This is a genomic window from Methylobacterium planeticum (assembly GCF_008806345.1).
GTDB classification, from domain to species: Bacteria; Pseudomonadota; Alphaproteobacteria; order Rhizobiales; family Beijerinckiaceae; genus Methylobacterium; species Methylobacterium planeticum.
The window spans coordinates 107,904-129,133 of record NZ_VZZJ01000010.1 but is presented as its reverse complement, the minus strand read 5'-3'; the positions used below and the strand labels follow the sequence as shown (position 1 = coordinate 129,133).

The window sequence follows — 21,230 nt, the reverse complement described above, 5'->3', positions numbered from 1 at the left end:
CTGAGGTGGCGCGCGGAAGCGGCGGCTGCAAGGCTCTCCGGACAAGCCTCGCGCCCTAGGGGCTCGCCTGCGCCGTCGCGGATGCGCGCTCGGAGCCCGCGCCGAGCCGTGCGACCGCGGCCTCGACGAGGTCCGGGCCGGCCCGGAGGGTACCGAGTTCGACGCCCGACATGGCGAGCATCACGGGTGCGAGGTTCGGGGTCGGTGTGCCTTCGGCCGAGAAGAGCCGAAGGTCGTCGCCCGGCTTGAGCCCGACGCTGAGGGCGATGCGGGCGGCGTAGTTGGCGATCCGCACCTCGTCACCCCCGCAGAGGGGAGCCGGGAGCCGCAAGTCGAGGAGCGGCAGGCCCGCTGCGATCGCGGGAAGCGCCGCGGATTCGGCAACCAGCCGATCCGGCGCAAGGCTCGGCCGTGCGAGCAGCGCGCTCGGATCGGCCGCGCCGCTTACCCTTGCGGTTCCGGGCACGGAACGGCCGGAGCTGGACGATGTCGGCGGTCCAGCGATATCGGGGACCGGCCGCAAGGCGGGGAGCGGAGCCTGCGCCACCCGCCGCCGGGGCTGGCCCGCCATCCGCGCGAGGGGAGACCAGGGCTGGATCCGAAGCTCGGTCCGGGGCACCGCCGGTGTCCGGACGCGCGCGAATGCGAGGCTTCGCGACACCCCGCCGCGCCCGTGGCGTGCGAGGAAGCGGGCACGCAGCGTCCGCCCGAGACCCCGCGGCGCGATCGCCGTCGAGACCGCCGGCCCACGGCTCGCCGACCCCCTCGCGAGGATCGGGTTCGGGAGGCCGCAGGAGGCCGGGGCCCAGCGGCGAACGATCGTCAGGGCGGTCTTGCGTCCGTAGTCGCGGTAGTAGCGGCGTAGCAGCTGGGCGGCCGCATCGGCGCCATCGGCCGCACTGGCAAAGCCCGTATGACCCTCCGCGTCGGCTCCGATCTCGCCGGACCATCCTGCGCGCTTTATGCACCAGTAGTTGTTGAGCTTCACGCAGCGGGCGACGAACTGCGGATCGGTGGTTGAGTAGCGAGCAACCAGCGCGAGCGAGGCCGGCCGAAGCGCATCCCCGGCCTCCTCGCGCCAGTTGGTGACGGCCCGCGCCTCCGGGGCGAACCGGGGCATGGTGGGCGCGACCGTGGCCGTCGCGAGGACGGTCGGGGCCGTTCTCACGGTGGCGCGCAGTGTCTCGAGCCCCACATCGATCCGCGGCAGCAGCGTCGTCAGGGCGAGGAGTGCGGTCAGGAGCACGGAATCCGCATCGGCAAAGCTTGTCGGGTCTCAGGCAACGAACCGTGATGGTTTCCGGTTCAATTCCCGTCGCGCCCCGGGACCGGCCTCACGCGGCGACCGCCTCGACCCGCGCTGAGCCGTCCTCAAGGATTGAGCTGTCTGAGGACCGCCTCATGCAGACGCGGATCGCCCGCCGCGACGACGCGGCCACCCTGCGTCGCGGGACCGCCGTCCCAGGCCGTCACGACGCCCCCGGCGCCCTCGACGATCGGAATGAGCGCGACGATGTCGTAGGGCTTCAGGCCTGCCTCGACCACGAGGTCGATCTGGCCGGCCGCCAGCATGCAATAGGCGTAACAATCCGTGCCGTATCGCGCCATCCGCACCGCGGACTGGACGGATTGGAAGCGATCCCGCTCCTCACCCTCCTCGAACAGGCGCGGGTCGGTGGTGGCCAGGATGGCGTCGGCGACGGCCTCGCAGCGGCGCGTGCGCAGGACCCGCTCGCCGCGCGGGCTGCGCAGCCGCGCGCTCGCCCCGTCCCCCGAGAAGCGCTCGTCGAGGAACGGCTGGTGCATCATCCCGCGGACGGCCACACCACCCTTCGTCAGGCCGATGAGGGTGCCCCATGTCGGCAATCCCGCGATGAAGGCGCGGGTGCCGTCGATCGGGTCGAGGACCCAGACGCACTCGGCATCCAGCCGCTCCGAGCCGAATTCCTCCCCCAGGATGCCGTGCGTCGGGAAGGCCTGACGGATCATGTTGCGCAAAACGACCTCCGCCGCCCGGTCAGCCTCGGTGACCGGGTCGAAGGCCGCGCCGTCGTGAGCCTTGTCGTCCAGGCCGAAATGCGCGCGGAAGAACGGCAGGATCGCCTGTCCCGATTCGGTGGCGAGTTCGTCCATGAACCGCGCGAGATCGACGACGCTCATCAGCTGACACCCTGTTCGGCGGGATCCGGATCGATGTGACGAAGCGAGTTCGCGGGCGCGGCGTCAAGCCCTTCTGCGCCGGCCATCACGGCCCCGCGTCCGGTCTCGGATGCCTCCGGTGCCGTGGGGGAAGCGGCATCACGGAGGGCGGCCAGCACTCCTTCGACCGCCGCACGCAGCGAGGTAACATGGGCGTCAGCCCCCATCGTCGCCTGCTGCGCGGAATCGGCCGGGATCTCGTCGTCGGCACGCCAAAGGCCCACCGCGATCCGCGCCCGTGGTATCCGCCGCTTCAGTCGATGGACGAGACGCCGGAGATGCGTCGGTTCCCCGCTCACGGCGAGCGAGACGATGCAGGCCATGAGGGCGGGGCCCGGATCGAACGTCGCGATCCTGCTCCGGGACAGCTCCGAGAAGGTAACGACCCGTGTTCCGATCCCCCGCTTGGCCAGGAGTTGCGCGAGGATCGCTGCGGCGGCGCCATCGACGAAGCCGCGGCCGGAAACGCAGAGCACGGCGCCCTCCTGCCGCCACGGCTGCGGAACCGCGTCCGGTGAAGGCGCGCCGGGCACAACGGGCTCGCGCCCGCAGGCCGGGTCCACGCCCGCCCGGCTGAGCATGAGCCGGTTCGGCTCCGCATCGGCCCGCGGCGTGCTCTCGTCGGCGTGCTCGGCGAGTTCCTCGATCAACCCCGCCAGGGAGGCCCGAATGTCGGTCTTCTGCTCGGCTGTGAGCACGCCCCGCGCCGCATCACGCGCGGCGAGCTCCAGGCCCTTCATCACGACCTCGTCATAGTAGGTCGAGAGCGAGCATTCCTGCAGGATGAGGTCGGCGTGCTCCTGCACCTCCTCGGGATCGTCGGCGAGGATGCGCTGATAGAAATTCTCGACCGGCGTCAGAGCCGGCTGGTCGCCGAAGAGCACGTCGAGGAATTCGAGCCTGTCGACATGGCGCCCGAGCACGACGAGGCAGACGGTGAGCGGGGTCGAGAGCAAGAGCCCGATCGGTCCCCACAACCACGTCCAGAACAGGGCCGACACCAGCACCGCGAAGGGCGAGAGGCCCGTCGAGTGTCCGTAGAGCATGGGCTCGACGATCTGCCCGACAAGCGGTTCGAGGATCAGGAATAGGATCGCGGTGGCGATCACCATGCCCCAGCCGGGATCGACCGCAGCGGCGAGCGCCAGGGGAAACACGGCGGAGAGGAAGGCGCCCGCATAGGGCACGAAGCGCATCAGCGCCGAGAAGATGCCCCAGAGGACGGGGTTCGGAACGCCGATCAGGTAGAGCCCGACCCCGACGACGAGGCCGAAACAGGCATTCAACGCGAGTTGGACGAGGAAGTAGCGGCTCAGGCGCCGGGCAGCGTCATCCATCGCGAGCGTCGTCCGGTGAAGGTCGCTCGATCCGGCAAGCCGGATCATCCGGTCGCGCAGATCCTCACGCTGCATCAGGATGAAGAGGAGCACCACGAAGACGATACCCGTGATGGCGAGGGGATGAAGCACCGGTGACAGCACGGTGCCGGCCATCTCGATCGGCCCGGGCGGGCGGTCCTTCATCTCGACGATGACGGGCTTGGGTTCCGGCGCAGCAGAGGCCGGCGGGGCCTTGACCGCGCTGTCCTCGTTGCTGTTGCCGGCCTGATGGATCGCGCGACCGATATTGGCGACGTAGCTGGTGGCCTGACCGACCGGGCTGTCGCGCAAGCCCTCAACCTTGCGCTCGATGGTGGTGCGGTAGCGGGGCACGTCCTGCGCGAGGTCTGCGAGTTGCACGCCGATCAGGGTCGCTAGCGCCGCGACGATGCCGAGGGTCGCCGCTACCGCGATGCCGACCGCGACGATCCGCGGGAGCCTGAGCCGCCGCAGGAGGTTCACGATCGGCCCCAGCACGAAGGACAGCAGGACCGCGATCGCGATGGGGATGAAGATCTCGCGCCCGAAATACAGGATCGCCACGATGGCCGCCCCGACGACGATCGGCGAGGCGAGCGCCGCTTTCGGAACCTCGGCGGCGGCTATGCGTGTCGGGCGCGGCGGGACGAGGGATACCTCCGAACTCGTGTCTCTGGCCATTCCGATCCCGTCTCGAACGCTACGCGGGCGACGGTGCCGTTCCTCGGCTGGGCGTCGCCGCCTGAGGAACGGCGTCGTCGGCCAAACGATCCTTGCCGATCGCCAGGATTGTCACGGATCCGTGATCGCGGATCCGAGGGAGATGCGTCGCGTATGACGCACCGTGCGGTACGCGCGCAGAGCCTCACACGACGACCGGGGTGACCACCTGCCCGCCTGTGCCGAAGACGCGCTGGTATCGGGCGATCTCCGCCTCCGGTCCGATCGCCTTGGTGGGGTTGTCGGAGATCTTCACTGCCGGGCGCCCATTCGCCTCGATCACCTTGCAGACGATCGAGATCGGGTCGAGGCGGCCGTCCTGGCCCAGTCCCCGGAAGTCGTTGGTCAGGAGCGTGCCCCAGCCGTAGCCGATGCGCAGGCGGCCGTGGAAATGGGCGTGGATCTGCTCGATCGTGTCGATGTCGAGGCCGTCGGAGAAGATCGCGAGCTTCGTCGTCGGGTCGCACCCGCGCGCCTGCCACCAGGCGATCACTTCCTCGCCACCCGCGATCGGGTTCTTCGAATCGATGCGAATGCCGGTCCAGGCGGTCAACCAATCGGGCGCATCGGCGAGGAATCCCGTCGTCCCGTAGGTATCGGGAAGCACGACCAGCAAATTTCCCGCGTAATCCTGCTGCCAGTCCCGCAGGACATCGTAGGGCGCTTGAGCCAGCGCGGCGTCGTCTTCCGCCATCGCCGCGTAGACCATCGGCAACTCGTGGGCGTTGGTGCCGACCGCCTCGACCTCCCGACGCAGGGCGATCAGGCAATTCGAGGTGCCCAGGAACCGCGCGCCGAGTCCTGCGCTCATCGCCTCGACGCACCAATCCTGCCACAGGAAGCTGTGGCGGCGGCGCGTGCCGAAATCCGCGATCGAGAGATCGGGCAAGGCCTTGAGGCGCTCGATTTTCTCCCATACGCGCGTCATGGCGCGGGCATAGAGCATCTGCAGGTCGAACTTGCCCATGTCGCGCAGGACACCGCGCGAGCGCAGCTCGTTGAGGATCGCGAGCGCCGGAACCTCCCACATGGTCGTCTCGATCCACGGGCCGTGGAAGGTCAGGGCGTATTGTCCGTCACGCACCTCCAGCTCGTATTCGGGCAACCGGAAACCCTCGAGCCAATCCATGAACTCGGCCGAGAACATCTGGCGCTTGCCGTAGAACGTGTTGCCGCGGAGCCAAGTGGATTCTCCGCGTGTCAGGCGCAGGGAGCGGGCGTGGTCGAGTTGCTCACGCAGCTCGCCGACATCGACGAAGTCGGCGATACGCACGCGCCGCGTTCGGTTCTGGATGCCGAAGGTGACGCTGGTGTCGCGATGGCGACGAAAAATCGTCTGCGCCATCAACAGTTTGTAGAAATCAGTGTCGAGCAGCGACCGAACGATCGGGTCGATCTTCCAGGTGTGGTTGTACACCCGGGTCGCGAGGTCGATCATCGTCTGGCAGTCCCGCCTGCGGCCGTTTTCCCGTTGAACGGTGCGGCAGCCCTGCGGTCAAGTCGGCCGGGATCGGCTCTGCCCTGCAAAGAAGGGGGCGCCCCTCGGAGGCGCCCCCCAACGTGACAAGGCCTCGTCGCCGTCGAACGGTTCAGGCGAGATTGACCTTCTTGGTCTCGGTCTTTGGGCTCTCGCCGGTCACCGCAGCCTTCACGTACCCGTAGATGTGCAGCATCGTCGAATTCGGGCTGTCCCAGTACTCGCCCTTCTCGGGATGGACGCGCAGGAGTGCGACCTCCGGGTCCTCCTTGCCGTTCGGGAACCACGTCTTGAGGGCCTCGCTCCACTTGTCATTGATCGTCGCCTGATCGGTCACAATCTCGGCCTTGCCGGCGACCGAGACGTAGGTCTGGCTCGACGGATCGGAGTAGGCGAGGTTGACTTGGTTGTCCTTGCTGATCTCAGCGGTCTTCGGTGAGTGCAGCTTGGTGAAGAACCACAGGTCGCCGTTCTCATCGGCGTCCTGGCACCACATCGGGCGGCTGTAGAGCTTCCCGTCGGGATCTGCGGTGGTCATCATCGCCACCTTCACGTCCTTGATCAGTTCGAACAGCTTCTTCGCGCCCTCATGGTCGCGATGGTTGCCCTGGTGCATGGAAAAAAGTCTCCAACTCGTCTGGCAGGCGCCCGGATCGGCGGAGCGCCGGTTTGCGCTCCGGCCGCCGGGGGCCCGAAGATCGTCTCGACAACGGACAAGCCCCGCGATGGTTTCGCGGCAGCGGGGCCCGGCCGGTGATCCCTCCGGCACGTCGGGGCGCGGGCGTCGGCTCTGGCGCGGCGCAGGGAAGGCGGGTTACAGGGTTTGCGAGCGACGGCGGGCAGGCGCAGGGTGTCAGACCGCCCCCTCGGAAGATCAGGAGTTTGCCCTTGGCCATCACCCGAGAAGACGTGCTCCGGGCGCTCGCGACCATCACGGTGGATGCCGGCGGCACCACGCTGCCGGGGTCGGGCCGCCTCTCGCAGGTGGTGGTGGATCCGACGAACCGCGTCATGTTCTCGATCCTCGTCGATCCGAGCGAGGCGGAGCGCTTCGAGCCGGTTCGGCGGCGTGCCGAGGGTGCCGTCCTGGCGATGCCCGGGGTGTCGGGCGTCTTCGCGAGCCTGACCTCCGAACGGGGACCCAACGTGCCGCAGCAGCCCGCGCCGCAGACTGCGCGGCCCGCCGCGCCGCCACGCGGAGCCGCACCCGGTCCCGGCCCGGCGCTGCCCGGCGTGCGCCACATCGTTGCGGTCGCCTCGGGCAAGGGCGGCGTCGGTAAATCGACGACGGCGTGCAATCTCGCGCTGGCGCTCCTGGCCCAAGGGCTGAAGGTCGGGCTTCTCGACGCGGACATCTATGGGCCTTCCGTGCCGAAGCTGTTCGGCCTCTCCGGCAAGCCGCGGGTCATCGAGGGACGAACCCTCGAGCCGATGCAGGGCTACGGCCTCAAGGTGATGTCGATCGGCTTCCTGATCGAGCCGGAATCCGCGATGATCTGGCGAGGGCCGATGGTCCAGTCGGCCATCACCCAGATGCTGCGCGAAGTCGCCTGGGGCGAACTCGACGTTCTTCTGGTGGACATGCCGCCCGGCACAGGCGACGCGCAGCTCACCATGGCGCAGGCGACGCCCCTGTCGGGTGCGGTCATCGTCTCCACGCCCCAGGATCTCGCGCTCATCGACGCGCGCCGCGGCGTGACCATGTTCCGCAAGGTCGCGGTTCCGATCCTCGGCGTGATCGAGAACATGGCGACCTTCATCTGCCCCCATTGCGGGCAGGCCTCGCACATTTTCGGACATGGGGGGGCACGCGCGGAGGCGGAGCGCCTCGGCGTGCCGTTCCTGGGCGAGGTCCCGCTCAACATGACGATCCGGGAAACCTCGGATTCGGGTCGCCCCGTCGTGGCGACGGATCCCGAGGGACAGCAGGCGCAGGTCTATCGCGAGATCGCCCGAACCCTCTGGAAAAACCTCTCGGGAGCCCCGAGCGGCCGCACCGCGCCGACGATCGTGATCGAGTGATGCCGTGACCACCGTTGGGGTGATCCTCGCGGGTGGGTTGGCCCGCCGGATGGGGGGAGGCGACAAGCCGCTGCGGATGCTCGCAGGTCGCACCCTCCTCGATCGCGTGATCGGCCGCTTCGCGCCGCAATGCGACGCGGGGCTCATCCTGAATGCGAACGGCGATCCCGCCCGGTTCCCGCACGACCTGACGATCGTGCCGGACGGGATCCCGGGCAATCCCGGCCCCCTCGCCGGCATTCTCGCCGCACTCGACCACGCGGCCGAGCGAAACCCCGATGTCCACCAAGTCGCCAGCGTGTCGGGCGATGCGCCCTTCCTGCCGGGCGATCTCGTCGCGCGCCTCGATGCTGTCCGAACGCAATCGGGAGCCCCGATCGCCGTCTCGGCCTCGGGCGGACGCCAGCATTTCACGACCGCCCTCTGGGCCGTCTCGCTCCGTGCCGATCTCCGGACGGCGCTGGTCGAGCGCGACGAGCGCCGTGTCGGCGCCTACCTCGCCCGCCACGGTGCCGCTGCGGCGGAATGGCCGATCGAGCCCGTCGATCCATTCCTCAACGTGAACACGCCGGAGGATATCGGCGTTGCCGAAGCGCTTCTTGCGCGGATCGGAGTCCCGTAGAGGCCGGGCATGGCCTCTCTGAGATGCGCGAAGGGCTCGCGCAGACCTGCGCGAGCCCTTCGATCACCATCGACGGCGTGGAACGTTACGCGGCCGCGACCGTCGCCTTGACGATCTTGTCGGGATCGCGGACCGGCTCGCCGCGCTTGATCGTATCGACGATGTCCATCCCTTCGACGACCTTGCCCCAGACCGTGTACTGCTTGTCGAGGAAGCGGGCATCGCCGAAGCAGATGAAGAACTGCGAGTTCGCCGAGTGGGGGAAGTTCGTGCGGGCCATCGAGCAGGTGCCGCGCACGTGCGGCTCACTGTTGAACTCGGCGTTCAGGTCAGGGAGGTCCGAGCCGCCCGACCCCGTTCCGGTCGGATCGCCGGTCTGAGCCATGAAGCCGTCGATGACCCGGTGGAAGGGCACGCCGTCGTAGAAGCCCTGCTCCGTCAGGGTCTTGATGCGCTCGACATGGTTCGGCGCGAGGTCGGGGCGCAGCGCGATGACGACGCGGCCCTTGGTGGTCTCCAGTACGATGGTCTCGTTGTCGGCCATTCTCTTACTCCTTTACCGGTCAGGTCCCCGATAGATGAAACGCAGCGCCAAGGGGCGCCCCGCGATCGCCCGCCCGAGGGCGGGGGTGATGTGTGCCGGCATGCAGCGCCGGATTGCGCCAAGTGTCACGCGCACCAGAAGGTTGCGGCTGCCGGCTGTTGGCGCCCCCGCCGCGAAGGTGATGCGGGGCGGCCCGACCAGTGTCCCGTCCTGGCGCAGCGACATCCGCGCCGTGATCTGGACGTCCTCCAGTCTCTCCAATCCCGTCGGTGCCGTCCAACAGGCGACGAGCACCAGGAAAAGCTCCGGGAGGGTATCGGCCGCAACCGCCGGTCTCTCGGACAGCGGGACAACGACCGTACCCCGCAGGGTCTGCGGAAGGCTGAGGGGCGGCTGAAGCGGCTCCTCGCTTTGCGCGGCCCCGGAATGCGGAAGCCCGAGTGCGGTCAGGACAAAGGCCAGGGCGGCTTTGCGCACGATCACGACACGCCGCGCCCAGCCGCATCAGTCAGCGAGGCCGGGCATGCCCCGCCGCACGCTACTTCGCCTTCTCGGCGAGCTGCATCTTGACGATCTTGTCCGGGTTCTGGACGGCGCCGCCCGGCGCGCCGGGCGCTGCCTTCTTGATCTTGTCGACGACATCCATGCCGCTCGAGACAAGGCCGATCACCGTATACTGCCCGTTGAGGAAGGGCGCGTCGCCGAGGCAGATGAAGAACTGCGAGTTGGCCGAGTTCGGATCGGAGGAACGGGCCATGCCGAGGGTGCCCCGGCGGAACTGCGAGGACGAGAACTCGGCCGGGATGTTGGGCAGGCTCGATCCGCCCGTGCCGTTGCCGTTCGGGTCACCGGTCTGGGCCATGAAGCCGTCCATGACGCGGTGGAACTTCAGGCCGTTGTAGAAGCCCTGACTGATGAGGGTCCTGAGCTGCTTGACGTGCTTTGGCGCAAGATCGGGCCGCAGCTCGATCGTGACGCGTCCGTCCTTCGTGTCGAGGTAGATGGTGTTTTCATCCGCCGCCCGGGCCGCGGAGGAGAGCCCGAGCGCGACGGTGAGCGCGAGCACGAGGACGGCATTCCGACGATTCATCAGCGAGGGTTCTCCTTCAAGGGCGGGCGCAGTCCTGCCACACCGGATCAGGGTTTGAAACGGGCAGCGAGCCGATCTGCGACGCTCGGCGGCACGAACGGCGCGACATCGCCGCCCATGGCGGCGATCTGGCGCACGAGCGTGGCGGTGATCGGCCGGACTTGGATCGAGGCCGGCAGGAAGACCGTCTGCACCTCCGGCGCCATCGCGGCGTTCATGCCGGCGAGCTGCATCTCGTAGTCGAGGTCTGTACCGTCGCGCAGACCCCGGATGAACAGGGTCGCGCCGAACCGGCGTGCCGCGCTGACCGCAAGGTCGTCGAAGGTCGCGATCTCGAGGCTGGTGCCTTCCACGGCCGCGAGCGGCGCGCAGGTCTCGCGCAGGAGGTCGGCGCGCTCCTCGGCGGTGAAGAGCGGCGCCTTGCCCGGATGGACGCCGATCGCGATCACGAGGTTCGGTACCAGGCGGCACGCCTGGCGCACGACGTCGAGGTGACCATTGGTAACCGGGTCGAAGGAGCCGGCGTAGAGGGCGGTTCGGATCATCGCCGGTCGGCGTAGAGCATTTCGTCCGTCAACGGAACCGCCGACGCCGGGCCTGACGCCGCTCCGCACCGTTCCGGTCGAAGCGGCGTCAGGCCCGGCCATGCACCAAGTCGTGGATGAAGCCGAGCTTGCCCACCACTTCGGGCGCCAGCACGAAGGGATAGAGGTCGCTGATGCCCATCGCGCGGTTGACGCTGTTGATCGCGAAGACGAAGGGCAGCCAAGCGTCGATGATCTGTCGGATCCCCTGCGCCGCATAGGGATCGAAGTCGATCCGGGCCGAGATCTCACCCTGCGTGTCGACCGCCGGCTGCACCTGGAGACCGAAGGCGCTCGCCATCTCCAGGGTGTCGATGATGTGGAGGTAATGCGCCCAGGTCTCGGCGAAATCCTCCCAGGGGTGCATCGTGGCGTAGGACGATACGTAATGCTCGCGCCAATCGGGCGGGGCGCCCTGCGCGTAGTGGCGCTCGAGCGCCACCGTGTAGCTCTGCGTGTCATCGCCGAACACGGCTCGGCAGGCTTCGAGCCTGCCCTGGTCCCGCACCAGGATGTCCCAGTAATGATGGCCGACCTCGTGCCGGAAGTGCCCGATCAGCGTCCGGTAGGGCTCGCCCATGGCTGAGCGTCGCTTCTCGCGCTCCGCATCGTTGGCCTCCACGAGGGCGATCGTGATCACGCCGTCGTCGTGCCCGGTCATCACCTTGGGCCCGCTCGCGGGCGGATCGGCGAGGAAGTTGAAGATCAGCCCGTGCTGGGGATCTTCCGTGCGTGTCTTGAGTGGCAGGGTCCAGCGCAAGAGCGTGTAGAACAGCCGGTGCTTGGCGAATTCCATCTGCTGCCATGCGAATAGGGACGGGAGATCGCTGACATCCGGAATCGTGCCGTTGTGACGGCAGGCGAGACAGAATGGATCCGATGATCCCGGCGGCACGAGCCAGTTGCAGGCGTCGTGAGCAGCGTTGGCGCAGAAGCGGCTCGGGCGATCCGGAACGGCCAAGGGCGCCCAGACCCCGTTGCCGGCAGGTTCGAGCGCTGAGAGCGTGCCGGTTTCCGGAAGATAAGCCAGGCGGTGGCCGCAACGCTCGCAGGCCCGGTTCTCAAAGTACAGGATGTTGGCGCAGAACTGACACCGGAACAGCTTCATCGTCCGAGAACCTCGCGATCACCTCCGTTTCTTCTGGAAGTGGCGCGCGTTGGCGAGAGTTCCGGCTGGACGTCCGCGCTGTCAGGCCGCGAGGGGGTGGCCGGGGGCCGGCGTCGGTCGAACGTTCTGAGCCGACAGATAGGCAGCCAGGAATTCCGAGGGGGTGTGGCGGGCACCGCAAGGGCGCGTGATCGTCACGTCGGCGAGGCCGCTTCCGAGGAGAGCCAGCGCCTTGTCGAGCGCCTCCGTCATCGAGGTCCGCTGAAACGCAACGGAACGAGCCGCATGGGTCGCACTGACTTGGAAGTACACGGGCTGTGACCTCGAGAAGAACGTGGGAGAGACGAGCCGCAGTTGCGGTCTGATCAGGCCGGGACGGCTGAGTGCATAAACGGTGCAATAACGGCAAATCATGGAGGAAGATTTGACGAAAGCCGGTCTGAGCCGGCCGAGGCTGCTCAAAGTTTGAGCGGGGCACATCCGTGGGCACCAAACGAAAATGGGCGCCCATCGGGCGCCCGCTTTGAATATCGCTGAAGATTGGCTGACCTTCAGGCCGCCGGCTCGTCTTCCGGCTCGTCGTCGCCCTCGCCCTCGATATGTTCCACGGAGACGACGCGCTCATCCTTCGCCGTGTTGAACACCGTGACGCCCTGAGAGGCGCGCCCGACGACCCGGATGTCGTCCACCGGGACGCGAATGAGCTGGCCGCCATTCGTGACCAGCATGATCTGGTCGGCGGGCTCGACCGGGAAGGACGCGACGAGGCTGCCGTTGCGGGCATTCACCTCCATCGCCTTGATGCCCTTCCCGCCACGCCCCGAGACCCGGTACTCGAAGGAGGACGTCCGCTTGCCGTAGCCGCGCTCGGAAAGGGTCAGGACGAACTGCTCCGCGGCGCCCATGCTGATGTAGCGATCCTGGTCGAGGTCGATCGAGGCGGCCGCCTCATCGCCCTCGGCATCGGGAACGGTCGGCAATTCGACGGCCTCGCCGGTGGCGCGCCGATCGGCGTTGGCGCGCCGGATATAGGCTTGGCGCTCCTCCGGACTGGCTTCGAAGTGATTGAGGATCGTCATCGAGATGACCCGGTCACCCGTGCCGAGGTTGATCCCGCGGACGCCCGTCGAATCCCGGCCCTTGAAGACGCGGACATCTTCGACGGGGAAGCGGATGCACTGGCCGTTGGCCGTGGTCAGCAGGACGTCCTGGATCGGCTTGCAGATCTCGACATGGACGATGTGATCGCCCGGATCGAGCTTCATCGCGATCTTACCGTTGCGGTTCACCTGCACGAAGTCCGAGAGCTTGTTGCGCCGGACGCTGCCGGACGCCGTCGCGAACATCACGTCGAGTTCGTCCCAGGAGGTCTCGTCCTCAGGCAGCGGCATAATGGTGGTGACGCGCTCGCCCTCCGCCTGTAGCTGCAGGATGTTGACGAGGGCCTTGCCGCGGGCGTTCGGAGCCGCGACTGGCAGGCGCCAGACCTTCTCCTTGTAGACCTGGCCCTGGCTCGAGAAGAACAGGACGGGCGTGTGGGTGTTCGCCACGAACAGGCGCGTGACGAAATCCTCGTCCCGCGTGGACATGCCGGATCGCCCCTTGCCGCCGCGCCGCTGCGACCGGTAGGTCGAGAGCGGCACGCGCTTGACGTAGCCGGCATGGGACACGGTCACGACCATGTCCTCGCGCTGGATCAGATCCTCGTCCTCGACGCTCGAGTCGTAGTCGAGGATCTCGGTCCGGCGCGGGGTGGCGAAGAGTTCGCGGACCTCGACGAGCTCGCTCTTGACGATGCCCTGGATGCGCGTGCGCGACCGCAGGATATCGAGATAGTCCGCGATCTCCGCAGCGAGCTTCTTCAGCTCATCGCCGATCTCGTCGCGGCCGAGGGCGGTCAGCCGTTGGAGGCGCAGGTCGAGGATGGCACGCGCCTGCACCTCGGAGAGGCGATAGGTCCCGTCATCCGCCACGCGGTGGCGCGGGTCGTCCACGAGGGCGATCAGGGGCGCGATGTCGTGCGCCGGCCAGTCGCGCGCCATCAGGGCCTCCCGGGCCGTATTCGGGTCCGGCGAGGTTCGGATCAGGCGGATCACCTCGTCGATATTGGCGACCGCGATCGCGAGGCCGCACAGGACGTGGGCACGCTCGCGGGCCTTTCCGAGCAGGAATTTGGTGCGCCGGGAGACGACTTCCTCGCGGAAATCGACGAAGGCCTGAAGCAGGTCCTTCAGGTTCATCAGTTCCGGGCGCCCGCCATTCAGCGCCACCATGTTGCAGCCAAACGAGGTCTGCAGGGGCGTGTAGCGGTACAGCTGGTTCAGGACGACATCGGCCATCGCGTCGCGCTTGATCTCGACCACGATGCGCATGCCGTCGCGGTCGGATTCGTCGCGCAGGTCGGAGATGCCCTCGACGCGCTTCTCCTTCACGAGTTCGGCGATCTTCTCGATCAGCGTGGCCTTGTTCACCTGATACGGGATCTCGGTGAAGATCAGAGCCTCGCGCTCCTTGCGCAGCTCCTCGACGTGGGACTTCGCCCGCATGATGATGGAGCCACGGCCCGTGGCGTAGGCTTGGCGCGTGCCGACCCGGCCCAGGATCGCACCGCCGGTCGGGAAATCCGGACCCGGGACGATCTCGTTGAGGCCCTCAATCGTGATCGCAGGATCGTCGATGAGCGCGATGCAGGCATCGATCAACTCGCCGAGGTTGTGAGGCGGAATGTTCGTCGCCATGCCGACCGCGATGCCGCCGGCACCGTTGACGAGCAGGTTCGGAAAGCGGGCCGGGAGGACGGACGGCTCCTCGCGGGACTCGTCGTAGTTCGGGCCGAAATCGACGGTGTTCTTGTCGATATCGGTCAGCAGCGCCGTGGCGGGCCGTGCGAGGCGCGATTCGGTGTACCGCATCGCGGCCGCCGGATCGCCGTCGACGGAGCCGAAATTGCCCTGCCCGTCGATGAGCATCAGGCGCATCGAGAAGTCCTGCGCCATGCGCACCAAGGCGTCGTAGATCGATTGATCGCCGTGGGGATGGTAGAGACCGATCACGTCACCGACGATGCGGGCGGATTTGACGTATTTGCGGTCAGGCAGATGGCCCGACTCGTAGGCCGCAAACAGAATGCGCCGATGCACGGGCTTCAGGCCGTCGCGCGCATCCGGCAGCGCCCGGCTGACGATCACGCTCATGGCGTAATCGAGGTAGGAGCGGCGCATCTCGTCGGTGATGGAAACGGGCTTGATGTCGGTCGCGGGCGGCGGTGCGCCCGCACCTTGATCGTTCTTTTCTGCCAAGATCTTGTTCCGTCTCGCGAACCCTGAGGTCAGAGCCGCATGCCAGAGCCGTGACGCGCCGCCAGCACACTCGTCCCGGTGCGCATTCCGGCCATCGGGAATACGAATGATATCAGTTGGTTAATTAATCATCACGAGCCCCTCACGCAAGCCGCCTTCGGGTGCCGCGGCCGATCAATTCGCGGCCCTCGACTGCCGCGAGAGATGCTTCGGCGGAGGGCGTCCATCGCCGTCCCGCCTCCGATCCGCGCATCCGTGGGAACATCGCTCGACGGAAGCGCCGTGATCGGGGCTCATTGCAGGCGCAGGTCGCCCCGGCCTGCCTCCAGCCACCGCCTGAGCTTGGTCCAGCGCCGCCGCGTTCGTGTGCCGCGCACCGCCATCGCGATGGCCTTGCGCTGGCCGATCAGCACCACGAGGCTGCGCCCGCGGGTGACGCCCGTGTAGAGCAGGTTGCGGGCCAGCATGGTCCAGTGCTGTGTCGTCACCGGGATCACCACTGCCGGATATTCCGATCCCTGGCTCTTGTGGATCGTGGTCGCGAAGGCGGGTACCAGCGTGTCGAGTTCGGCGAACGGGTAGGTCACCGCGCGCCCGTCGAAATCCACGATCAACAGGCCCTCCTCCGGATCAATCCCGGTGACGCGCCCGAGATCGCCGTTGAAGACGTCGCGGTCGTAATCGTTCTGCGTTTCCATGACCCGGTCGCCCGGCGCGAAGCGCCAGCCGAAGCGCTCGACCTGCGCGGGCGGGTCAGGATTCAGGACCCGTTGCAGCTCCTGGTTCAGGTTGCGCGCGCCGAGCGAGCCGCGGATCATCGGCGTCAGGACCTGAACGTCCCGGATCGGATCAAGGCCGAAGCGCTTCGGGATGCGTTGCGTGACGACCTCCACGAGCTTAGCGACGCCGTCATCGGGATCGTCGATCTCGACGCAGTAGAAGTCGCTCTCGGCGCCCCGCTTCGGCCATTCCGGCATCTCGCCCCGGTTGATGCGATGCGCGTTGACGACGATCCGGCTCTCCGCCGCCTGTCGGAACACTTCGGTGAGCCGCGCGACGGCGATCTGGCCCGACGCGATGATATCGCCGAGGACCTGGCCCGGACCAACGGAGGGCAGTTGGTCGACATCGCCGACGAGGAGAAGGCCCGCAGGTTCGGGGAGCGCCTTCAGCAATGCATTCATCAACGGCACGTCGACCATCGAGGTCTCGTCGATGACGAGGAGATCGCAATCGAGCGGGTTCTCGGCGTTTCGGCTGAAGCCCCCGTTGCGCGGATCGATCTCCAGCAGCCGGTGGATCGTCCTCGCCTCGAGCCCGGTCTGCTCGCTCATGCGCTTGGCGGCCCGGCCCGTCGGGGCGGCGAGGATCACCCGCACGCAATTGGCGGTCAGGATGCGCAGGATCGAATCGAGCGTCGAGGTCTTGCCGACGCCGGGGCCGCCGGTGACGACGCAGAGGCGCGACCCGAGGACGAGGCGCACGGCCTCGACCTGCGACGGCGAGAGCGTCTTGTGCGTGCGGCCCTCGACCCAGGGGAGCGCCTTGTCGAGGTCGATCGCCTCCCAGGGCGGCGGGCCGGCGGCACGCAGCAGCAAGCGTTCCGCGATGCTGCGCTCCGCCCCGTGGAGACCCTTGAGGAACAGGCAGGGCTCGCCGTCGAGCTCGTCGGCAATGACGGTGTCCCCGGCGCGGAGCGTGACGGCCGTCGCGAGGCGCACCGCCTCCGCGTCGACGTCCAGAAGCTTCACGGCGAGGCCTGTCAGTCGCTCGGCGGGCAGACCGCAATGCCCCTCGTCCATCGCGGTCTGCAGCGCGAACGCGATGCCGGCGTTCAGGCGCTGCGGCGCGTAGCGGTCGAGCCCGAGACGCATCGCGATGGCATCGGCGGTCCTGAATCCGATCCCGCGGATGTCGCGGGCAAGGCGATAGGGATCCTCAGTCATCACGCCGATCGCGTCGTGGCCGTAGGTGCGGAAGATGCGGACCGCCCGCGCGGTGCCGACGCCGTGCGCGTGCAGGAAAATCATGATCTCGCGCACGGCCTTCTGCTCGGCCCAGCCGCGGACGATGCGCTCGGCGCGCTTCTTGCCGATGCCCGGAACCTCCATGAGGCGGCCCGGCGTGGCCTCGATGATCTCGAAGGTGCCGGCCCCGAACAGCGCCACGATCGCCTTGGCCATGGCGGGGCCGATGCCGCGCATCTGGCCGCTGGCGAGGTAGCGCTCGATGCCCTCGATGCCGGTCGGAGGGGTTGCCTTGAGGGTCTCGGCCTTGAATTGGAGGCCGTGGGCGCGGTCGGTGATCCAGTGGCCCGTGGCGGTGATCCACTCGCCGGCGCCGATGGCGGGGGCGTGGCCCACGAGGGGCACGAGGTCGCGCCTTCCCCGGACCGCGACCTTGAGGACGCAGAACCCGGTCTCGGCGTTGTGGAACGTCACCCGCTCCACCGTGCCGGCGAGCACGTCCGCGGGCGCCTCCGGGTGGAATTCACCGGGCCGGACCATGCGGTTCATCGGATCCCCTCAGGGGCTGACCGGCATCTCTACCAGAGTTCCTGCAACTTCGGGTTCCGGATCCGGCGGAGTTTCCGCCGAAAACACAACCGTGCCGCGAGAATCAGGCCGCGGCGGCCCGGCGTTGGCCGGTCTTGCGGCTGGGCCAGCCGAGGGCGACGAGGCGGGCCTTGGCGTAGTCGCGGACCTCGTCGCGGGTGCCGCGCGGCATCGCGTTGAGGGTCGCCTGCGTCTCGGTGTCGAGCATCAGGTCCGTGACGGCGTTGACGGATTCGGCCTCGTCGATGCGCCGCTTGAGGTCGCCTTCGGCCTCCGTGACCGCGTCGAAGGCGTCGGATTCATGGAACTCTTCATGAACGGAATGCACGGTCGCGGGCTGGCCCTGGCGGAACTCGTCCGCCTCCTCCTCCGAGTAGACGAGGCCGTGCAGCTCGATCAGCTTGAGGATGACCCGGTCCTTGCCGCGCTTCTCGGCCATCGCGTAGACGTAGGCCGCCTGCTTGCCGGACACGCGGTAGTTGACGTTGATCAGCGCCTCGCCGAGCGACCATTCGAGGCGCTCGGTACCGGGCTTGGCCCCGGGCAGGCGGCCGCTCACCAGGATCACGGCCTCGTCGCGCTCGGCCCGGATGATCGTCGGCGGCTCGAACACGATGCCGGCCTGGGCGGCGATGCGCTCCAGCGTCTTGTGGTAGATCACGGCCGTGCCCTGCACGCGCCAGACGTTGCCCGCGAAGGGCTCGCCGTAGCGCACCAGGATGTCGGCGATCTGCTTGTCGGCGGTCCGCATGGGGGCTCGCTCCGAAGGCTCGAATCGGGATGGGCCGGTGGCCTCCGGGACCGTCGGATCCCCTGAGACAACAATCGGCCGTTGTTAAGTTCCTATTTTGTTCTAGTTCTGAGATATGGCGATTTCGGGCCCGCGCACAAGGGCAGGATCGTCGCGGGCAGGATCGTCGCGGCCAGGATCGTCGCGGCCAGGATCGTCGCGCGGTCGGAAGCGTCGCTGGGGTGCCGGAAACGAGAGGACCCGGGCATCGCGCGATGCCCGGGCCCCCGAGGCCGAAGGAGGTCGTCCGCGTCGGTCGTCCGCGTCGGTCGTTCTGGGGCGGCGCGCGCCCTAGAACGGGATGTCGTCGTCGAGGTCGTAATTGCCGCGCGAACCGCCGCTGCCGGTCGTGGCCGGGCGCCGCTCGGAACCGGAGGAGCGCCCACCCCCGTAATCGCCGCCCCGCGAGCCCCCGCCGCCGGACTCGCCGCCGCGGCTGATCTGGCCGCCGCCCTCCTCGTCGGCGCCCATCTCGCCGCCGCCGCCGCCGCGCCCGTCGATGATCGTCAACTCGCCGCGGAAGCGCTGGAGCACCACCTCGGTCGTGTACTTCTCGACGCCCGAGTTGTCGGTCCATTTCCGGGTCTGGAGCTGGCCCTCGATATAGACCTTGGAGCCCTTGCGCAGGTACTGCTCGGCCACCCGGGCCAGGTTCTCGTTGTAGATCACGACCGAGTGCCACTCGGTCTTCTCCTTGCGCTCGCCGGACGCCTTGTCCTTCCAGGACTCGGACGTCGCGAGCCGCAGGTTGACCACGGGATCGCCGGAGGCGAGACGCCGCGTCTCGGGGTCGCGCCCGAGATTGCCCACCAGGATCACCTTGTTCACGCTGCCCGCCATCACGCTCTCCTCAGCTGTCGATCTCACCGGGCCGTCGGGCTTCGCCAAGAAACCCGACCGGGCCTCCGTCTTGAGGCCCCCGCACCGCGCCCGCAATCGGGGCGCGGCACTTGTTCACCGGTTCCACAACCGGCGAACTTTGTCATTCGTTCTATATCTGTTCTATCGGGCCCGCAAGCGTCGGGGCCCTCCCCTGGGGCCTCCCCTGGGCCATTCCCTGGGCTCGGCGCGCTGCCGGCACCGGGCCCCGCCGGATCAGGCGACGCGCACCACGAGCTTGCCGAAGTTGCGGCCCCTCAGCATCCCGATGAAGGCCTCGGGGGCGTTCTCCAGCCCCTCGACGATGTCCTCGCGGTAGGTCACCCGGCCGGCCTTGAGCCAGTCCGAGACGTCGCGCTGGAAGGCCGGGGCCTGGTCCGCGAAGTCCCAGACGATGAAACCCTGGAGGTGCAGCCGCTTCGTCAGGATCGCCCGCATCAGGAGCGGCGTGCGGTCGGGGCCGGCGGGAAGCTCGGTGGCGTTGTAGCCCGCCACGAGCCCGCAGACGGGCATGCGGGCGAAATCGTTGAGGAGCGGCATCACCGCCTCGAAGACCGCGCCCCCGACATTCTCGAAATAGACGTCGATGCCCCCGGGGCAGGCCGCCGCGAGCGCGCCGGGCAGGTCGTCGCCCCGGTGGTCGAGGGCCGCGTCGAAGCCGAGCGTCTCGGTCAGGTAGGCGCATTTCTCGGGGCCCCCCGCGATGCCGACCACGCGGGCGCCCTTGATCCGGGCGATCTGGCCGACGAGGGAGCCGACCGGGCCCGCGGCGGCGGCGACCACCACGGTCTCGCCGGGCTTCGGCCGGCCGATGGTCAGGAGCCCCGCATAGGCGGTCATGCCGGGCATGCCGAGGATGCCCAGCGCGGTCGTCGGCGGGGCGAGGGCGGGATCGACCCGGCGCAGGCCCTTGCCGGTGGCGATCGCGTAATCCTGCCAGCCCGAGAAGGCGGCCACGAGGTCGCCCACCGCGTAGGCCGGGTCGTTCGAGGCCGCGACCTCCGCCACGACCTCCCCGGTCATCGGCTCGCCGATGGCGACCGGCTCGGCGTAGGATTTCGCCGCGCTCATGCGCCCGCGCATGTAGGGGTCGAGGGAGAGCCAGCGGGTGCGCAGCAGAATCTCGCCGTCGCGCGGGGTCGGCGCCCGCCCCTCCTCCAGGCGGAAATGCGCGGCGCTCGGCTCCCCGTGCGGGCGCGAGGCCAGGACGATGCGGCGGTTGACGGCGGCCATGGGCGGACTCCGGTGCGGCTTGAACGGGCATGTCGAGACCCGGGCAGATGGGGCGCCGGCGCGGCTTCGCAATCGCCGCCGGCTTCGCGTCGGGGGCCTTTGCGTCCCAAGGGCCTGCGGTGGCGGGATCGGCGTCGGCGGGATCCGCGCAGGCGATCCTGCGCGGATCCCGTGATCCGATCGCGGCCTCCGGCGTTGTCCGGTCTGGTGGATCGAGCGGGACGGGAGCCGGCATGGTGGGGCGCAATCTCGGCGCGGCGGGGCTGGTCCTCGCGATGGCGGGCGGCGGGACGGGCGGGGCGGCGGCCGGCGGCGATCCGCTGGCGCAGCACCTCTGGACCTCCCGCGTCCTCGTCCTGTCGGCACCGGACGCCGCCGACCCGCGGCTGAGGGGCCAGCGCGAGGCCCTGGCCTCGGCGCGCACGGATGCGAAGGCCCGGGACCTCGTCGTCGTCGAGGCGGTCGGCCCGGGTGCGGAGGCGGAGACGCTGCGCCGGCGCCTCGACCTGCCGGCCCGGGCGTTCCGGGCGGTCCTCGTCGGCAAGGACGGGGGCGCGAAGCTGACCGCCTCCGAGCCGATCGCTCCGCAGCGCCTGTTCGCCACGATCGACGCCATGCCGATGCGCCGGGACGAGATGCGCCGGGACGAGATGCGCCGGAACGAGATGCGCCGGGACGGGCGCTGAGGCGGCGCGGGAGCGTCCGGCGACGGGCCCCGGCGGGCCCCCAGGAAAAAGGGCGGCTCACGCC

General features: G+C 68.6%; 19 protein-coding genes. 3 read left to right on the top strand and 16 right to left on the bottom strand.

What is annotated here, in order from left to right; all coding sequences use genetic code 11:
* Positions 1–55: 55 nt before the first annotated feature.
* The 5 genes from F6X51_RS13805 to F6X51_RS13785 all read right to left on the bottom strand — a co-directional run bounded on the left by F6X51_RS13805 (position 56) and on the right by F6X51_RS13785 (position 6,370).
* Positions 56–1,246 (bottom strand): hypothetical protein, encoded by a 1,191-nt coding sequence (locus F6X51_RS13805; protein WP_150964236.1) that lies wholly within the window; start codon positions 1,244–1,246, stop codon positions 56–58.
* A gap of 125 nt (positions 1,247–1,371) precedes the next feature.
* A complete protein-coding gene (gene hisN, locus F6X51_RS13800; RefSeq protein ID WP_150964235.1) occupies positions 1,372–2,160 on the bottom strand; it encodes a histidinol-phosphatase in 789 nt (262 codons plus the stop codon).
* On the bottom strand, positions 2,160–4,238 hold the full coding sequence (locus tag F6X51_RS13795) for an AI-2E family transporter (RefSeq protein ID WP_150964234.1): 2,079 nt from the start codon (positions 4,236–4,238) through the stop codon (positions 2,160–2,162). Before F6X51_RS13795 ends, hisN begins: the two co-directional genes overlap by 1 nt.
* A gap of 184 nt (positions 4,239–4,422) precedes the next feature.
* Complete coding sequence (gene pncB, locus F6X51_RS13790; RefSeq protein WP_150964233.1) at positions 4,423–5,715, bottom strand: nicotinate phosphoribosyltransferase; 1,293 nt, start codon at positions 5,713–5,715, stop codon at positions 4,423–4,425.
* Between the two features lie 151 nt (positions 5,716–5,866).
* Positions 5,867–6,370 carry a pyridoxamine 5'-phosphate oxidase family protein gene (locus F6X51_RS13785; RefSeq protein ID WP_150964232.1) on the bottom strand — a complete coding sequence of 168 codons (504 nt, stop codon included), beginning with the start codon at positions 6,368–6,370 and terminating at the stop codon, positions 5,867–5,869.
* Between the two features lie 272 nt (positions 6,371–6,642).
* On the opposite strand from F6X51_RS13785, the gene F6X51_RS13780 reads away from it, so the two are divergent.
* Positions 6,643–7,776, top strand: a complete 1,134-nt coding sequence (locus F6X51_RS13780) for an Mrp/NBP35 family ATP-binding protein (RefSeq protein ID WP_150964231.1) — start codon at positions 6,643–6,645, stop codon at positions 7,774–7,776.
* A 4-nt stretch (positions 7,777–7,780) separates the two neighbouring features.
* On the top strand, positions 7,781–8,398 hold the full coding sequence (mobA, locus tag F6X51_RS13775; RefSeq protein WP_281407643.1) for a molybdenum cofactor guanylyltransferase MobA: 618 nt from the start codon (positions 7,781–7,783) through the stop codon (positions 8,396–8,398).
* Positions 8,399–8,483: 85 nt separating this feature from the next.
* On the opposite strand, the gene F6X51_RS13770 is transcribed toward mobA, so the two are convergent.
* The 11 genes from F6X51_RS13770 to F6X51_RS13725 all read right to left on the bottom strand — a co-directional run bounded on the left by F6X51_RS13770 (position 8,484) and on the right by F6X51_RS13725 (position 20,480).
* Positions 8,484–8,942, bottom strand: coding sequence for a peptidylprolyl isomerase (locus F6X51_RS13770; protein WP_150964230.1), 459 nt, complete (start codon positions 8,940–8,942; stop codon positions 8,484–8,486).
* 12 nt (positions 8,943–8,954) lie between these two features.
* A complete protein-coding gene (locus F6X51_RS13765; RefSeq protein ID WP_246696791.1) occupies positions 8,955–9,425 on the bottom strand; it encodes a hypothetical protein in 471 nt (156 codons plus the stop codon).
* Between the two features lie 55 nt (positions 9,426–9,480).
* On the bottom strand, positions 9,481–10,032 hold the full coding sequence (locus tag F6X51_RS13760) for a peptidylprolyl isomerase (protein WP_150964229.1): 552 nt from the start codon (positions 10,030–10,032) through the stop codon (positions 9,481–9,483).
* 47 nt (positions 10,033–10,079) lie between these two features.
* Positions 10,080–10,577 (bottom strand): pantetheine-phosphate adenylyltransferase, encoded by a 498-nt coding sequence (gene coaD / locus F6X51_RS13755; protein ID WP_150964228.1) that lies wholly within the window; start codon positions 10,575–10,577, stop codon positions 10,080–10,082.
* An 88-nt stretch (positions 10,578–10,665) separates the two neighbouring features.
* Complete coding sequence (locus F6X51_RS13750) at positions 10,666–11,724, bottom strand: zinc-binding metallopeptidase family protein (RefSeq protein WP_150964227.1); 1,059 nt, start codon at positions 11,722–11,724, stop codon at positions 10,666–10,668.
* An 81-nt stretch (positions 11,725–11,805) separates the two neighbouring features.
* Positions 11,806–11,976, bottom strand: a complete 171-nt coding sequence (locus tag F6X51_RS27920; RefSeq protein WP_191970118.1) for a hypothetical protein — start codon at positions 11,974–11,976, stop codon at positions 11,806–11,808.
* Positions 11,977–12,275: 299 nt separating this feature from the next.
* Positions 12,276–15,023, bottom strand: coding sequence for a DNA gyrase subunit A (gyrA, locus tag F6X51_RS13745; RefSeq protein ID WP_150964226.1), 2,748 nt, complete (start codon positions 15,021–15,023; stop codon positions 12,276–12,278).
* Between the two features lie 293 nt (positions 15,024–15,316).
* Positions 15,317–17,539 (bottom strand): SF1B family DNA helicase RecD2, encoded by a 2,223-nt coding sequence (recD2, locus tag F6X51_RS13740; RefSeq protein ID WP_150964225.1) that lies wholly within the window; start codon positions 17,537–17,539, stop codon positions 15,317–15,319.
* 103 nt (positions 17,540–17,642) lie between these two features.
* Positions 17,643–18,329: a trna delta -isopentenylpyrophosphate transferase gene (locus tag F6X51_RS13735; RefSeq protein WP_150964224.1), complete on the bottom strand. Its 687-nt coding sequence runs from the start codon at positions 18,327–18,329 to the stop codon at positions 17,643–17,645.
* A gap of 330 nt (positions 18,330–18,659) precedes the next feature.
* Complete coding sequence (gene ssb, locus F6X51_RS13730) at positions 18,660–19,208, bottom strand: single-stranded DNA-binding protein (protein WP_150964284.1); 549 nt, start codon at positions 19,206–19,208, stop codon at positions 18,660–18,662.
* 255 nt (positions 19,209–19,463) lie between these two features.
* A complete protein-coding gene (locus F6X51_RS13725) occupies positions 19,464–20,480 on the bottom strand; it encodes an NADP-dependent oxidoreductase (protein WP_150964223.1) in 1,017 nt (338 codons plus the stop codon).
* Positions 20,481–20,713: 233 nt separating this feature from the next.
* Between F6X51_RS13725 and F6X51_RS13720 the strand changes: the two genes are divergently transcribed.
* Positions 20,714–21,166, top strand: coding sequence for a DUF4174 domain-containing protein (locus F6X51_RS13720; RefSeq protein ID WP_150964222.1), 453 nt, complete (start codon positions 20,714–20,716; stop codon positions 21,164–21,166).
* The last annotated feature ends 64 nt before the right edge of the window (positions 21,167–21,230 follow it).

Coding starts and splice junctions, on each gene's coding strand:
- hisN (WP_150964235.1), bottom strand. CDS start 2,160: ATGAGCGTCGTCGATCTCGCGCGGTTCATGGACGAACTCGCCACCGAA.
- F6X51_RS13795 (WP_150964234.1), bottom strand. CDS start 4,238: ATGGCCAGAGACACGAGTTCGGAGGTATCCCTCGTCCCGCCGCGCCCG.
- pncB (WP_150964233.1), bottom strand. CDS start 5,715: ATGATCGACCTCGCGACCCGGGTGTACAACCACACCTGGAAGATCGAC.
- F6X51_RS13785 (WP_150964232.1), bottom strand. CDS start 6,370: ATGCACCAGGGCAACCATCGCGACCATGAGGGCGCGAAGAAGCTGTTC.
- F6X51_RS13770 (WP_150964230.1), bottom strand. CDS start 8,942: ATGGCCGACAACGAGACCATCGTACTGGAGACCACCAAGGGCCGCGTC.
- F6X51_RS13760 (WP_150964229.1), bottom strand. CDS start 10,032: ATGAATCGTCGGAATGCCGTCCTCGTGCTCGCGCTCACCGTCGCGCTC.
- coaD (WP_150964228.1), bottom strand. CDS start 10,577: ATGATCCGAACCGCCCTCTACGCCGGCTCCTTCGACCCGGTTACCAAT.
- F6X51_RS13750 (WP_150964227.1), bottom strand. CDS start 11,724: ATGAAGCTGTTCCGGTGTCAGTTCTGCGCCAACATCCTGTACTTTGAG.
- F6X51_RS27920 (WP_191970118.1), bottom strand. CDS start 11,976: ATGACGGAGGCGCTCGACAAGGCGCTGGCTCTCCTCGGAAGCGGCCTC.
- recD2 (WP_150964225.1), bottom strand. CDS start 17,539: ATGAACCGCATGGTCCGGCCCGGTGAATTCCACCCGGAGGCGCCCGCG.
- F6X51_RS13735 (WP_150964224.1), bottom strand. CDS start 18,329: ATGCGGACCGCCGACAAGCAGATCGCCGACATCCTGGTGCGCTACGGC.
- ssb (WP_150964284.1), bottom strand. CDS start 19,208: ATGGCGGGCAGCGTGAACAAGGTGATCCTGGTGGGCAATCTCGGGCGC.
- F6X51_RS13725 (WP_150964223.1), bottom strand. CDS start 20,480: ATGGCCGCCGTCAACCGCCGCATCGTCCTGGCCTCGCGCCCGCACGGG.
- F6X51_RS13720 (WP_150964222.1), top strand. CDS start 20,714: ATGGTGGGGCGCAATCTCGGCGCGGCGGGGCTGGTCCTCGCGATGGCG.